This is a genomic window from Rodentibacter mrazii (assembly GCF_001998825.1).
GTDB lineage: Bacteria > Pseudomonadota > Gammaproteobacteria > Enterobacterales > Pasteurellaceae > Rodentibacter > Rodentibacter mrazii.
Map to the genome: position 1 here is coordinate 17236 of NZ_MLHG01000013.1, position 12621 is coordinate 29856.

14 protein-coding genes are annotated in these 12621 nt (G+C 41.2%); 7 read left to right on the top strand and 7 right to left on the bottom strand.

Annotated elements, in window-relative coordinates; genetic code table 11:
* The first annotated feature begins 549 nt into the window (after nucleotides 1–549).
* A complete protein-coding gene (locus tag BKK47_RS01900; RefSeq protein WP_077493234.1) occupies nucleotides 550–921 on the top strand; it encodes a helix-turn-helix domain-containing protein in 372 nt (123 codons plus the stop codon).
* 189 nt (nucleotides 922–1110) lie between these two features.
* Here the strand turns inward: BKK47_RS01900 and xseA are convergent, their stop codons facing one another.
* From xseA to BKK47_RS01915, 3 genes are read right to left on the bottom strand one after another with little or no spacing between them, the layout of a single operon-like run.
* Nucleotides 1111–2427 carry an exodeoxyribonuclease VII large subunit gene (xseA, locus tag BKK47_RS01905; protein ID WP_077493328.1) on the bottom strand — a complete coding sequence of 439 codons (1317 nt, stop codon included), beginning with the start codon at nucleotides 2425–2427 and terminating at the stop codon, nucleotides 1111–1113.
* Nucleotides 2420–3640 carry a ribosomal protein uL16 3-hydroxylase gene (locus BKK47_RS01910; protein ID WP_077493235.1) on the bottom strand — a complete coding sequence of 407 codons (1221 nt, stop codon included), beginning with the start codon at nucleotides 3638–3640 and terminating at the stop codon, nucleotides 2420–2422. Before BKK47_RS01910 ends, xseA begins: the two co-directional genes overlap by 8 nt.
* Nucleotides 3637–3951 (bottom strand): RnfH family protein, encoded by a 315-nt coding sequence (locus BKK47_RS01915; protein ID WP_077493236.1) that lies wholly within the window; start codon nucleotides 3949–3951, stop codon nucleotides 3637–3639. The genes BKK47_RS01910 and BKK47_RS01915 overlap by 4 nt, the downstream gene beginning before the upstream one ends.
* Nucleotides 3952–4112: 161 nt before the next feature.
* Between BKK47_RS01915 and BKK47_RS01920 the strand changes: the two genes are divergently transcribed.
* The 6 genes from BKK47_RS01920 (at nucleotide 4113) to BKK47_RS01940 (ending at nucleotide 8965) form a co-directional block, all read left to right on the top strand.
* A complete protein-coding gene (locus tag BKK47_RS01920) occupies nucleotides 4113–4529 on the top strand; it encodes an EamA family transporter (RefSeq protein WP_077493237.1) in 417 nt (138 codons plus the stop codon).
* 59 nt (nucleotides 4530–4588) lie between these two features.
* The gene (gene pth / locus BKK47_RS01925; protein ID WP_077493238.1) at nucleotides 4589–5173 is read left to right on the top strand and encodes an aminoacyl-tRNA hydrolase; all 585 of its coding nucleotides are present in this window, start codon (nucleotides 4589–4591) and stop codon (nucleotides 5171–5173) included.
* A gap of 48 nt (nucleotides 5174–5221) precedes the next feature.
* The gene (gene ychF, locus BKK47_RS01930; protein WP_077493239.1) at nucleotides 5222–6313 is read left to right on the top strand and encodes a redox-regulated ATPase YchF; all 1092 of its coding nucleotides are present in this window, start codon (nucleotides 5222–5224) and stop codon (nucleotides 6311–6313) included.
* Between the two features lie 238 nt (nucleotides 6314–6551).
* Nucleotides 6552–7133 carry a uracil-DNA glycosylase family protein gene (locus BKK47_RS01935; RefSeq protein ID WP_077493240.1) on the top strand — a complete coding sequence of 194 codons (582 nt, stop codon included), beginning with the start codon at nucleotides 6552–6554 and terminating at the stop codon, nucleotides 7131–7133.
* Between the two features lie 26 nt (nucleotides 7134–7159).
* Nucleotides 7160–7351, top strand: coding sequence for a hypothetical protein (locus tag BKK47_RS12560; RefSeq protein WP_162273575.1), 192 nt, complete (start codon nucleotides 7160–7162; stop codon nucleotides 7349–7351).
* Nucleotides 7352–7657: 306 nt separating this feature from the next.
* On the top strand, nucleotides 7658–8965 hold the full coding sequence (locus BKK47_RS01940) for a nucleobase:cation symporter-2 family protein (RefSeq protein ID WP_077493241.1): 1308 nt from the start codon (nucleotides 7658–7660) through the stop codon (nucleotides 8963–8965).
* Nucleotides 8966–9024: 59 nt separating this feature from the next.
* On the opposite strand, the gene BKK47_RS01945 is transcribed toward BKK47_RS01940, so the two are convergent.
* From BKK47_RS01945 to BKK47_RS01960, 4 genes are all read right to left on the bottom strand, one after another.
* Complete coding sequence (locus tag BKK47_RS01945) at nucleotides 9025–9486, bottom strand: threonine/serine exporter family protein (RefSeq protein ID WP_143529570.1); 462 nt, start codon at nucleotides 9484–9486, stop codon at nucleotides 9025–9027.
* 5 nt (nucleotides 9487–9491) lie between these two features.
* Nucleotides 9492–10262: a threonine/serine exporter family protein gene (locus BKK47_RS01950; protein WP_077493242.1), complete on the bottom strand. Its 771-nt coding sequence runs from the start codon at nucleotides 10260–10262 to the stop codon at nucleotides 9492–9494.
* 116 nt (nucleotides 10263–10378) lie between these two features.
* Nucleotides 10379–11641 carry an HlyC/CorC family transporter gene (locus BKK47_RS01955; RefSeq protein ID WP_077493243.1) on the bottom strand — a complete coding sequence of 421 codons (1263 nt, stop codon included), beginning with the start codon at nucleotides 11639–11641 and terminating at the stop codon, nucleotides 10379–10381.
* Between the two features lie 157 nt (nucleotides 11642–11798).
* Nucleotides 11799–12584, bottom strand: a complete 786-nt coding sequence (locus BKK47_RS01960; protein ID WP_077493244.1) for a cytochrome C assembly family protein — start codon at nucleotides 12582–12584, stop codon at nucleotides 11799–11801.
* Nucleotides 12585–12621 lie beyond the last annotated feature (37 nt).

Below are 12621 nucleotides of genomic sequence, written 5' to 3' on the forward strand. Positions count from 1 at the left end.
ACACGAGCAAATTTGCAACCACCGTCATTACGGCGTGCAAGCCGAGTAAAAAATAGCTTTACCTTTGTTAAAAAATCAGGCAACAATGCCGCGCCGAATATCCTCTTTGATATTAACGGCGCAGCATACTCATATCCAAAATAATGAAGTTATGTGTGTTTATCTACTTCTAGAGCGACTTTGTCGATATTTTTAGCTTGACGTTTAGCCAACAAAGTTCAGTAATCTTTTCCCCAAAACACTTCCTATGGAGCCTCCTAAAAACATAGCTATTGTTTTAGCAATATCCGACGGACTTGGCTTAAAGATTACTACTTGTGATTAATACAATTCCCAATGCTAGAGCAACAGCTATCCTTCCATTAAATCTCCAAAAACAAGATTATGGATTAACGAAAAAATCATTGGTTGAGTTAAATTATAATATTACAACCTCAAGACAATCAACTATTTTTAATAAATAAGAAAAAATATCATTCATTGAGTAACTTGAAATCATATTGTCACAAACAATGGAAATAATACTGATTTCACACAATGAGAGATAACATGGCAAGATTTACCGCAGCAGAAACTGATATTGCTATCGGCAAGCGAATTCAACTCCGCCGTAAAGAATTGGGTATCAGTGCCGAAGTGTTAGCTGAAAAAATCGGGGTATCACAACAACAATTTTCTCGTTATGAACGGGGAGCAACCAAAATGAATGTGAATCATCTGGTGGATATAGCTATTATTTTAGATACACCTATTGATTGGTTTTTCAGTGATAGTAAAGCACTTAACTTAGAAGATACTCTTTATGTTCCCATACATAATGATGCTTTACGTTTTCGCCTTGATTATCATTGGCAACAAATGAACAATGAACAAAAACGAACTTTGATCAACTGGCTTGATGCTATTTCCGGAGGTCAATAAAACAAACGTCAAGAGTGCTCAGTACGACTATTTTCTACTCACTGAATTTCGAAAGGATAGCAAAATGAATATTAATAAAGAGCATATGGCGAAGAAAATAGGAATCATAAAAAACAAAGTGCGGTTAACAAACCGCACTTTTTCTTAAAAAACATTACAATGACTCTATCAATCAATTTCATCTAAATTTCACACAACCCGACTACGAATACTTCCATCAGCAAATTTTGTCGTGATCTCATCCCCTTGTTTAACGTCATTCATACTTGTGATAGCTTTTCCTTGTTCCGTTGTTGCAATGGAATAACCACGAGCCAACACTTTCAAGGGACTTAATCCATCTAATTTTCCACATAATATCGCCAGCCTATTTTGATGTTCCGTCAAGTGGCGGCTTGCACTGAAATGTAATCGCCCTTGTAATTGCACTAATTGTTGTTGATAGCGTTGAATACGATAAGGTAAGGGATTTTGCGCTAAACGAAGAGAAAGTGCGGTCAATTTTTGCTGCGTTTTTTCAAATTGACGTTGCATCGCAAAATGTAAGCACTGTGCAAGTTGTGCATTCTTTGCTTGCTGAATACGTAATTGATTCTGTGGATGCTGATTTTGCAAGCGCAATATAAGCTGTTTTAATCGTTGGCCTTTTTCGGTAAATAAGCGGTCAAATGCCATACCTAAGCGCTGTTGCTGATGGCAGAGTTGTTGTAGCTCCTCTTGATTTCGGCTGACTAATTCTGCCGCGGCAGAAGGCGTTGGCGCACGGAGATCTGCAACAAAATCCGCAATGGTCACATCGGTTTCGTGTCCAACTGCACTAATGATTGGCAAAGTCGAGCGAAAAATAGCACGAGCAACAGATTCTTCATTAAAACACCACAGATCCTCTAAGGAACCGCCCCCTCGCCCGACAATCAACACATCTACTTCTTGCCGTGCATTAGCCAGTTCGATCATCTGCACAATCTCAGCTGCAGCTTCTTTCCCCTGCACAGCGGTGGGGTAAATCACCACTTTCAAACTCGGATCACGGCGAGCCAAAATGTGCAAAATATCTTGCAATGCCGCCCCGGTAGATGAGGTGATCACCCCGACGGCTCGACTAAAGTGCGGTAAATTTTTCTTAAGATTTTGGGCAAAAAGTCCTTCTGCCGCCAGTTTCATTTTCAGAGCTTCAAATCGCTGTTGCAACAAGCCTTCACCTGCTGGGTGCATAGATTCAATGATGAGTTGATAATCACCACGTGGCTCGTACAAACTCACATTGGCTCGCACCAAAACCTGCATACCATTTTGCGGACGAAATGCGACACGCAAATTTTTCATCCGAAACATGGCACAACGTACCTGGGCATTTTCATCTTTTAACGTGAGATACCAATGCCCCGACACCGGTTGGGTAAAATTAGAAATTTCCCCCGTCAGCCAAATCTGGGAAAAATGGTTTTCCAACATTTGGCGTGCCACATTGTTAAGTTGGGATACGGAATAAATATTCTCAGACATATTCATCTAATAGCACCCAGCCATCGTCCAGCCAGTTACAAACTGAATCTAACAATAATTCCATCGCGGTTGCCGGCTCTTCCGTTTCGTTCGTTAAATCCGTTAAAAATTCCCAATCTAAGGATTCACCGTCTGCTAAGCGTTTCAACACTTCCGTTTCAATCAAATTTAATTCATCCAACCATTCACCGTTAGCATAAATGCGAAGGGGATTTTCCGTATAAAGCAACTTGCAATTATTATCCTGACAAAGTAATGCTCCGTCTTCCAGATCAGCACGCACATCTTCAGGATCAGTCATTTCTTCAGACACCAAGAGTTCATAACGGCGTGAACTCACCGCTGTTGCCACCGCTTGTTTGAATAATTGATCAAAGGCTTCAGAATGGGAAAGTTTATCCAACAGTTGTTGTTTCATCATCTGAATGTTTTCATCGGCAAGTTTTCCGCTACGCTGCGCTGATTGCGTTAAGCGAAGCGGCAAATCAAATTCGCTTAAATTCAAATCTGGATCTTGATGACAAAAACCTTTACTGATGCCATCAATGAGATGAGTCAAATTCGGATAACGCAAACCAAAGGAAAAAGTTAAGCAATCCTCCTCCGCCACACCATAATGCGCCATACGGGCAGGAATGTAGAGAATATCGCCCGGATTCATCACTTCATCAATCACTAAATCGCCCATATCATCAAAGATACGAATAGGCTGATTCGGTTTAAATTCCGTGCTGGAATCACACCATTTTCCCAGCTGCCAACGGCGGCAACCATAGCCTTGCACTAAAAACACATCATATTCGTCATAATGTTTGCCCACCGAACCACCTTTGGGCGCATAAGACACCATAATGTCATCCCGTTGCCATTGGGGAATAAAACCAAATTTGTTCCAAAGCTGTCCCAGTTCCGGTGACCATTGTTCCAGATTTTGTACAAGCACCGACCACTTCTGCGGTAAATGTTTAAAATCCTGTTCTGTTAGAGGACTGAAAAATACTTTCCAATCATCATCGGCAAAGGTTTTCACCAAGCGTGCAGTGGCGTCTTCATTTTGCGCCAATTCAATAATATCTTGCGGTTCAAACTGCCCAATGATTTCAGGCAAGCCATTGCGAATAATGAGGGGCTTTTTCTGCCAATAATCCCGCAAGAAAATTTCAGGGGTAATATTCTCGGGTAAGCAAAAATCGGCTTGGGAAAGTGCGGTCATTTTTGGACTCCTTTTTCTTTATTGGCTTGAGCGGCTTGTTCTACGGCACGTTTACGACGGATTTCTTTCGGATCGGCTAATAACGGACGATAAATTTCAATGCGATCGCCTTCTTTCAATATATCGGTTAATTTTGCCGGACGACTAAAAATCCCGACTTTATTTTCACGCAAGTCAATGTCGGTAAATTGTTGCAAAATACCGGATTGCAAAATGGCGCTTTGCACCATCGTGCCTTCTTCTACCTGAAAATCTTTTAAATAATAGCGCTCCGGCAAGGCATAGGCGATTTCAATATTAATCTGGCTCATCATAGGTTTCTTCATCTTAAAATTTTGGGCTATTATAGCGGAAAAGATCGGTCACAAAAAACAACGTTTTTTGAGCGTTGTCTTTGTCAATGATCCCAATAGAGACTAACAAACAAGTAATCGAGTTTGTGAATAATTTTAACGATAAATAAGGAAACAAAATGAACTGGGTAGTTTTTGCCGTTGGCTCGGCATTTTTTGCAGGGCTCACGGCGATTTTAGGCAAACTGGGCGTGGAAGGCATAAACAGCAATCTTGCCACGTTTATACGCACCATTGTAGTATTGCTCGTCACCGCCGGTATTATTTCCGCCCGTAATGAATGGCAATTACCACAACAAATCGCTACAAAACCCTTCACATTCTTAATATTATCCGGTATTGCAACAGGATTATCTTGGTTATGCTATTACCGAGCCTTGCAACTCGCCCCCGCCTCTTGGGTCGCACCTATCGATAAACTGAGTGTCGTCATCGCCATTATTTTGGGCGTTGTCATTTTAGGTGAACCCCTAAGTTTGAAACTCATCATAGGAGGACTCTTGATTTTAGCGGGAGTGCTTGTTCTTGCGTTATAGATTGAGAATTTACCTGCATTTAGCTACAATACGCCACTATTTTTTAATCATTACGCAATATGTCTGAAATTAAACTCATCGTCGGACTTGGCAATCCCGGGGATAAATATGCCGAAACACGCCATAATGCCGGTGAATGGTTGGTAGAACGTTTAGCCCATCGTTTCAATACCACGCTTAATCCTGAAAACAAATTCTTCGGTAAAACCGCCCGCACTTTGGTGAACGGAAAAGAAGTCCGTTTGCTTGTGCCAACCACCTTTATGAATTTAAGCGGTAAAGCGGTGGCTGCCTTGAGCGGATTTTATCGTATTCAACCGGAAGAAATCCTGGTGATTCACGATGAACTGGATTTACCGCCGGGTAGCGCAAAACTCAAACTGGGTGGCGGACACGGTGGACATAACGGCTTGAAAGACATTGTGGCGAAATTGGGAAATAACAACAATTTTCATCGTTTACGTTTAGGCATCGGGCACCCGGGACATCGTGATTTGGTTGCCAGTTATGTGCTTAACAAGCACTCTCCGACCGATCGTCAAGCCCTTGAAAAAGCCCTTGATGAAGCCACAGATTGCGTGGAAATGATTTTTAAAGACGGCATGGTGAAAGCCACCAACCGTTTAAATAGTTTTAAAATTTAAAAGTACGGTCATTTTCGCAACTTTTTTGATTCAATATAAGGAAAAAATATGGGATTTAAATGTGGTATCGTGGGCTTACCAAACGTAGGGAAATCCACCCTTTTTAATGCGCTCACTAAAGCAGGTATTGAAGCGGCAAATTATCCGTTCTGTACGATTGAACCAAACACAGGCGTTGTCCCAATGCCGGATCCCCGCCTTGATGCCCTTGCGGAAATCGTTAAACCGGAGCGTGTACTTCCAACCACGATGGAGTTTGTAGATATTGCAGGATTAGTGGCGGGTGCAAGTAAAGGCGAAGGCTTGGGTAATAAATTCTTAGCAAACATTCGTGAAACCGATGCGATTGGGCATGTTGTTCGCTGTTTTGAAAATGACGATATTGTACACGTTGCCGGAAAAATTGATCCGCTAAACGATATTGAAACCATCAATACCGAACTTGCGCTTGCCGATTTAGATAGTTGCGAACGCGCTATTCAGCGTTTACAAAAATGTGCGAAAGGCGGCGACAAAGAAGCGAAATTTGAACTTTCAGTGATGGAAAAAATTCTCCCGGTGCTTTCCGAGGCTGGAATGATTCGCTCTGTTCCCCTTGATAAAGAAGAACTTCATGCGATTAAAAGCTATAACTTCCTAACCCTAAAACCGACCATGTATATCGCCAATGTTAATGAAGACGGTTTTGAAAACAACCCGTATCTTGACAAAGTTCGTGAGTTTGCTGAAAAAGAAGGCTCGGTGGTTGTGCCGGTTTGTGCCGCCATTGAAGCGGAAATTGCGGAATTGGAAGATGAAGAAAAAACAGAATTTTTACAAGATTTAGGCATTGAAGAACCTGGCTTGAACCGTGTGATTCGTGCCGGATACGCCTTATTAAATCTTCAAACCTATTTCACCGCCGGTGTAAAAGAAGTGCGAGCTTGGACCGTTTCCGTAGGCGCGACCGCACCAAAAGCCGCTGCCGTTATTCACACGGATTTCGAGAAAGGCTTTATTCGTGCCGAAGTTATCGCCTATGAAGATTTTATCCAATTCAAAGGTGAAAATGGTGCAAAAGAAGCAGGCAAATGGCGTTTAGAAGGGAAAGATTACATTGTGCAAGACGGCGATGTGATGCATTTCCGTTTCAATGTATAAACTTCATCAAATACGACCGCACCTTAAAGTGCGGTCTTTTTTTAGCAAATTTAAGGAAAGCAAAATGTCAGCCATCATCATTTTATGACGGCAGTATGGGGCATAAGTTGGGGCGACCATTATTGGCGATTGTTGCAGGATCGGCACAGGGCATATTAAGGCGTCAGTGGAAAAATCGGGTTAAGCTCCCTATCTATCAATGAACAAAAATCATAAAACAAGATAAACCGGATAAATTATGCAAACAATCAATCAAATTAAAGCGGCAATTATTGCCGATCCTCAAAATCAATCTTTCACCGAACGTCATATCGAACCGCTTTTTGCCGCCCCCACTACTGCCCGAATTAATATTGTCGGTCAAGCACCCGGTATAAAAGCGGAGCAAACACGCCTTTATTGGAACGATAAAAGTGGTGATCGCTTGCGTGAATGGCTGGGCGTTGATCGTGATACGTTCTATAATTCGGGACTGTTTGCCGTTATTCCGATGGATTTTTATTATCCGGGTAAAGGCAAATCCGGCGATTTGCCGCCACGCAAAGGCTTTGCGGAAAAATGGCATCCTCAAATTTTAGCCACCTTGCCAAATATCAAACTGACGATGTTGATCGGGCAATATGCACAAAAATATTATTTACCGCAAAATATGTTAAATGTGACGGAAACAGTGAAAAACTACCGTGAATTTCTACCGCACTTTTTTCCGTTAGTTCACCCTTCACCACGCAATCAACTTTGGCTACAAAAAAATCCATGGTTTGAACAAGAAGTTATCCCCACTTTGCAACAATATGTGAAAACGATTCTATCTATTTAATTTTTATCATTTTTTAGGAAAGCATTATGTCAAACAAAAATTGGCTTACTGTCTATGACGGCATTAGTATTAATCTCAATGATTGGCTCAGGTATTTTCAGCCTGCCACAAAATATGGCAGAAGTAGTGGGGCGGAAGCACTCATTATTGGCTGGACGATTACCGGTATCGGGATTATAGTTCACAGTGCAGCCTCCCCCTTTCTCGCTCTTGATTAGGATTAGGTAATTCATCAAGTGCGGTTAAAAATCAGCATAATTTTCAGTATTATGTAGCAAATGCACAAAAGTAGAAATTTAAACGACATGTAGGGACACACTGCGTGTATCCGTTATAAAGCCCAATCATTTCAATAGGTTAAAATTCGGACACACGCAGTGTGTCCCTCCCCCAAAACAGATTTGTGCAACTGCTACATAATACCGATAATCTCAACCTCACTTTTACTCTACAAAAGCAAACGTTTTCCTTATATAGCACTTTAACGTATAATTCGCGCTTTCTTTTACATAAGGACCCAAAATATGAACAACCAACTCCTCTACTCCGTTGAAGATAAACCGCCTTTTGGATTGAGTTTATTGCTTGCCGTACAACATTTATTAGCCGCACTGGGGGGAATTATCGCCGTGCCATTGGTGATCGGGAATGTTTTAAAACTCCCCACAGAAGATACGATCACATTAGTGAACGCTGCATTATTAATTTCCGGCGTGGTCACAGTGATTCAATGTCGTGGTCTAGGTCCAATTGGTATTCGCTTACCCAGTGTGATGGGAACCAGTTTTACCTTTGTCGCCGCCGCCCTCGCTATTGGTTTCAGCGATTATGGTGTCGCAGGGATTTTAGGGGCTTCCTTGGTCGGCTCTTTAGTGATGATTATCGGTAGCTTTTTTATGCCTTATATTCGTAAACTTTTCCCACCGGTTGTCACCGGCACAGTGGTGATGATGATTGGCTTGAGCTTAATTCCTGTTGCGGTGGATTGGTTTGCCGGCGGTCAGCGTGGTGATGCCAATTATGCCACGCCGGAAAATTTGATGATGGCAAGTTTTGTCTTGGTTATCGTTGTTGCGTTGGTTCAATGGGGGAAAGGTATTTTCTCCGCTGCCGCTATTGTAATTGGAATGATGACAGGCTATGTTCTCTGCCTTATTTTAGGTTGGGTGAATTTTGACGGTGTGGAAAACGCCCAAACCTTTGCTGTCCCCCAACCGCTTCACTTTGGGCTTGCCTTCCCTATTTCAGGTATTATCGGAATGTCCATTGCTTATTTGGTCACAATCGTTGAATCTAGCGGCAATTTCCTTGCATTGGGAAATGCCACTAATACTGAAATTACCGGTAAACATTTACGTGGCGGTGTATTGGCAGATGGTTTAGGCTCGGCTTTAGCGGCGATTATGTCCACCACACCGTTTTCTTCATTCTCTCAAAATATCGGGGTTATTTCTCTAACCGGCGTGGCAAGTCGCCATGTGGTCGCATTAACCGGTGTGTTATTGGCATTAGCAGGATTATTCCCCGTATTTGGTGCATTAATCGTCTCTATCCCTCTACCGGTACTCGGCGGTGCAGGCTTAATGATGTTCGCCATGATTATTGCCGCGGGAATTCAAATGTTGGATAAAGTGGAACGTAGCAAACGCAATGGCTTAATTATTGCTATTTCAATCGGTTGCGGTTTAGCGGTCACCACCCGTCCGGAACTGCTTGATAAATTACCGCACTTTTTCAAAGAGGTATTGGGATCAGGCATTACGGTTGGCTCACTATTGGCATTGATATTGAATTTAATTTTGCCGGAAGATAAACAAATCACAAAAGAATAATGAGAAAAAACACGCAATGATGCTATGCAAAAATGCGTGTTTTTTTAATCTGTGAGGATTTATACCACAGGTTTTTGGCGATAAAAAATCAATCCGGGCAACGCAAGCCCAAAAACCAACGCCCCTAAAATAAAGGCGGTGTTAATAAATGAGCTGATCATTTGCTCCAAAAGTTCATGAGAATAACCATAGTGATGAATTTGTACTATCGAAATCATCGCTTTATAAGCATGCACGCCCGGAATCATGGGAATGATCGCCGCCACCGTAAATGCCTTTGGATGTGCCAAATAACGGTGTGATAAATGCACGCCAATAAAGCCGATAACACAAGTGGCAAAAAAGGTTGCAAAAACAATAGGCACATTAATGTGTAAAAGTAATGTGCGTGTTACATGCCCTAATGCCCCTAAAGTCGCACAATATTTTAACGCCTTAAGCGGCACATTAAATGCTAAGGCAAACCCCACCGCCGGAATGGCGGCAAAAACCATATCATCAAACAAACTCAATAGAAACATCATCATTAATGCCCCCATGTCGTGATATGTAACACACTTAATGCCAACACAATACCAAGGCAAGCCCCAAAGGTCAGAACGGTGGCAACTGTCCAACGCCCTAACCCCATATTGACATAGCCTTTTAAAATATCTGCCAACGAATTAATTAATGGGAATCCCGGTACAAGCAACAACACGCTGGAAGCTAAAGCAATTTGCGGATCATTTCCCCATTGATATTTCAAACTAACACCGGAAATGAGGGAAGCCACAAACGCCGTAATCGCAAAAACAATAATCGGATTATAATGATGTTTTGATAATTCTTGCCGGACAAACATCGCCACGAAGGAAGCAAAAAAAGTAATGAGGCAAATCAGCCAATCGCCTCCCGACAGATGTGCAAAAGAGGCGCAAGATAAACCAATCATCGGCACCACCAAAGCACGGTGATACTTCAAAGGATTTAAATTATCTAGTTTCTTCTGTGCCAGATCCAAATTGTATAATTTATGCTCTACCGCAATCACAATACGCTGTACTTCAGTCACCATTTGCATATTGATGCCTTTATCAGTATTTTTTCGTACTGTGGTAATGCAATGGTGGTTTGAAAGGGTTGTAATCACCACCGCATTTGCCGTAAGGGCACATTCTACACTTTCCACCCCAAGAGCGATTCCTAAACGTTGTGCCATTTGCACCACCACCGTGCTTTCCGCCCCATGTTGTAACAACAATAATGCTGTTTGTACACAAGCACGTGTCACGCCCCGTTGATACACTTGTTCCATATCATCCTTATACCTAGAATTAATTAGATGAATTATAGACAGCTTGATAAAAAACGGTGTAAAAACAAACCGCACTTATGATCCAAATCAAAAGTGCGGTCAGTTTTTTGTTAGTCTTAAAGTTTAACGACTTTAGCCTGTTTAATCATATTATCTGCCACTTCAAGAATAGTGATTTGCAAACCTTCGATTTCACAAACTGTGCCTTCATCAGGAATTTCCTCTAAGTGTTCAAGAATTAAACCATTGAAGGTGCGGGCATCTTCGGTATCTAATTCCCACCCAAACATTTTATTCAAATCACGCAGATTCGCCGAGCCGTCAATAAGCATTGAGCCGTCTGATTGTTGTACCACTTCCTCGTCAATAGTCGGCGCAGTAGAAGTGGTAAAATCACCGACAATTTCTTCTAGAATATCCTCTAAGGTCACTAAGCCTTTAATATCACCATATTCATCTACAACTAAGCCTATACGCTCTTTATTTGCACGGAAGTTCATTAACTGCGTTTTCAATGGCGTGCCTTCCGGAATAAAATACACTTCGTCCGTAGCTCGAATTAAGGTTTCTTTAGTAAATTCATTTTTCTCAAGTAATAAACGGAAAGCTTCACGTACACGTAAAATACCCAATACATTCTCGTCTAAACTTCCTTTGTACAGCACCACACGATTATGCGCCGCATGATTCAGCTGACGCATTATTGCTTTCCATTCATCATCAATATCAATACCGCCAATTTCATTGCGAGGCACCATAATGTCATCTACGGTGACAGTGCCCATGTCAAGAATGGAAAGTAACATTTGAGGATGTTGCTCATCAGGCGTAGCTTCTCCAGCTTCAGTCACAATACTTCTTAATTCTTCATGGCTAATCACCTGTTTTTGCATATCCGGTTTTAGCCCTATTAATCTCATTAAGGATTTCGTAAAAATATTCATTAACCAAACGAGTGGATAAAAGACTTTTAGCAGAAAAGATAAAATATGGCTTGAAAATAACCCGACTTTCTCAGGGTACATTGCCGCAACGGTTTTCGGGAAAATTTCAGAGAAAACCAGCATAACAAAGGTTAATAACCCTGTTGCTATCGCCACACCGGCATCGCCATATAAACGCATCCCAATCATTGTCGCAATAGCTGAGGCACTAATATTGACAAGATTATTGAAAATAAGAATGAAACTTAACAAGGTATCGGGCTTCTTAAGCAATTTTTCAGCTTTTTTCGCCCCTTTATTATTTTGTTCGGCAAGAAAACGTAAGCGATATTTGTTCAGCGAAAGCAAGCCGGTTTCCGAGCCGGAAAAATACGCCGATAAAACTAAACAGATAATGAGAGTGATAAATAAAGTACTAAGGGGAATACTGTCCAAGGGTTGATCCTTTTTATTCGTTAATCATCATCCGTAAGTTGTATAAATCTGCAAGATCTGTGGAGTTGCAAATATTTTTGTGCGTAAAATTTTACTCACACTTCATTTCACAAACCTACGGCTCAATAATAAAGGCGAATCCCTGTTCGCCCTATTTTTAAATTAACCGACTACCAAAATAAGCAATCGTGAGAAAAATAATACCTGAAATAGCGTAAATAATCATCCTTTTTCCACGCCATCCTAATCGCCAATGACCAAAAAGTGCTACGCCAAATATCAACCAAGCCAAAAATGAAAATCCGGCTTTATGAATATTTTCTGCCGTAAGTACATTGATAGAATGATAAACACCGGAAATTAAGGTCAATGTGAGAAGCAATTCCCCGATGGCAAATAACTTGAAGAAATGGCGTTCAACCGTGATGAGCGAAGGAATAACCGGTGGAAACAGCGTTTTTTTGGCTTTTAAATGGTGATCAATCCAACCAATTTGAATAGCATAGAGCGTCGCAATAAAACATACCGCATAGGTGAAAATGGATAAGCCGATATGAAATAACATAGCAGAATCCTGATTTAATAACTGAATCATATGACTTGGCATAAATGTCTCTAAAACCACATTAAAAATAGAGAAGGAAAACACAATCGGCAATAAAAACCACATAGAATTTACCACCAACATAGCCAATATTGCCAAAATCGCAATATTTACACTCATTAATGAACTGATTTCAACTAAGCTAAACTTACGTTCTAAGGCTAATTCCTGTAATGCAGGATAAAGGCTTATCAGATGGAATACGACGGCTAAAAGTGCGGTCAAAAAGAATAATGTTTTTTTCGGACGGCGTTTTTCGTTATCCGAAGAGTTAAGCAATGGCGCAATCATTAATGCGCTAATTAAATAAAACAAAATCGAAAAAACGGCAAACCACATAATCGTTGTCTCTTGTTAGGAATTGTTATTATTTTAA

Coding starts and splice junctions, on each gene's coding strand:
- BKK47_RS01950 (WP_077493242.1), bottom strand. CDS start 10,262: ATGGAACAAGTGTATCAACGGGGCGTGACACGTGCTTGTGTACAAACA.
- xseA (WP_077493328.1), bottom strand. CDS start 2,427: ATGTCTGAGAATATTTATTCCGTATCCCAACTTAACAATGTGGCACGC.
- BKK47_RS01945 (WP_143529570.1), bottom strand. CDS start 9,486: ATGTTTCTATTGAGTTTGTTTGATGATATGGTTTTTGCCGCCATTCCG.
- BKK47_RS01940 (WP_077493241.1), top strand. CDS start 7,658: ATGAACAACCAACTCCTCTACTCCGTTGAAGATAAACCGCCTTTTGGA.
- BKK47_RS12560 (WP_162273575.1), top strand. CDS start 7,160: ATGTCAAACAAAAATTGGCTTACTGTCTATGACGGCATTAGTATTAAT.
- BKK47_RS01910 (WP_077493235.1), bottom strand. CDS start 3,640: ATGACCGCACTTTCCCAAGCCGATTTTTGCTTACCCGAGAATATTACC.
- ychF (WP_077493239.1), top strand. CDS start 5,222: ATGGGATTTAAATGTGGTATCGTGGGCTTACCAAACGTAGGGAAATCC.
- BKK47_RS01935 (WP_077493240.1), top strand. CDS start 6,552: ATGCAAACAATCAATCAAATTAAAGCGGCAATTATTGCCGATCCTCAA.
- BKK47_RS01900 (WP_077493234.1), top strand. CDS start 550: ATGGCAAGATTTACCGCAGCAGAAACTGATATTGCTATCGGCAAGCGA.
- pth (WP_077493238.1), top strand. CDS start 4,589: ATGTCTGAAATTAAACTCATCGTCGGACTTGGCAATCCCGGGGATAAA.
- BKK47_RS01960 (WP_077493244.1), bottom strand. CDS start 12,584: ATGTGGTTTGCCGTTTTTTCGATTTTGTTTTATTTAATTAGCGCATTA.
- BKK47_RS01915 (WP_077493236.1), bottom strand. CDS start 3,951: ATGAGCCAGATTAATATTGAAATCGCCTATGCCTTGCCGGAGCGCTAT.
- BKK47_RS01920 (WP_077493237.1), top strand. CDS start 4,113: ATGAACTGGGTAGTTTTTGCCGTTGGCTCGGCATTTTTTGCAGGGCTC.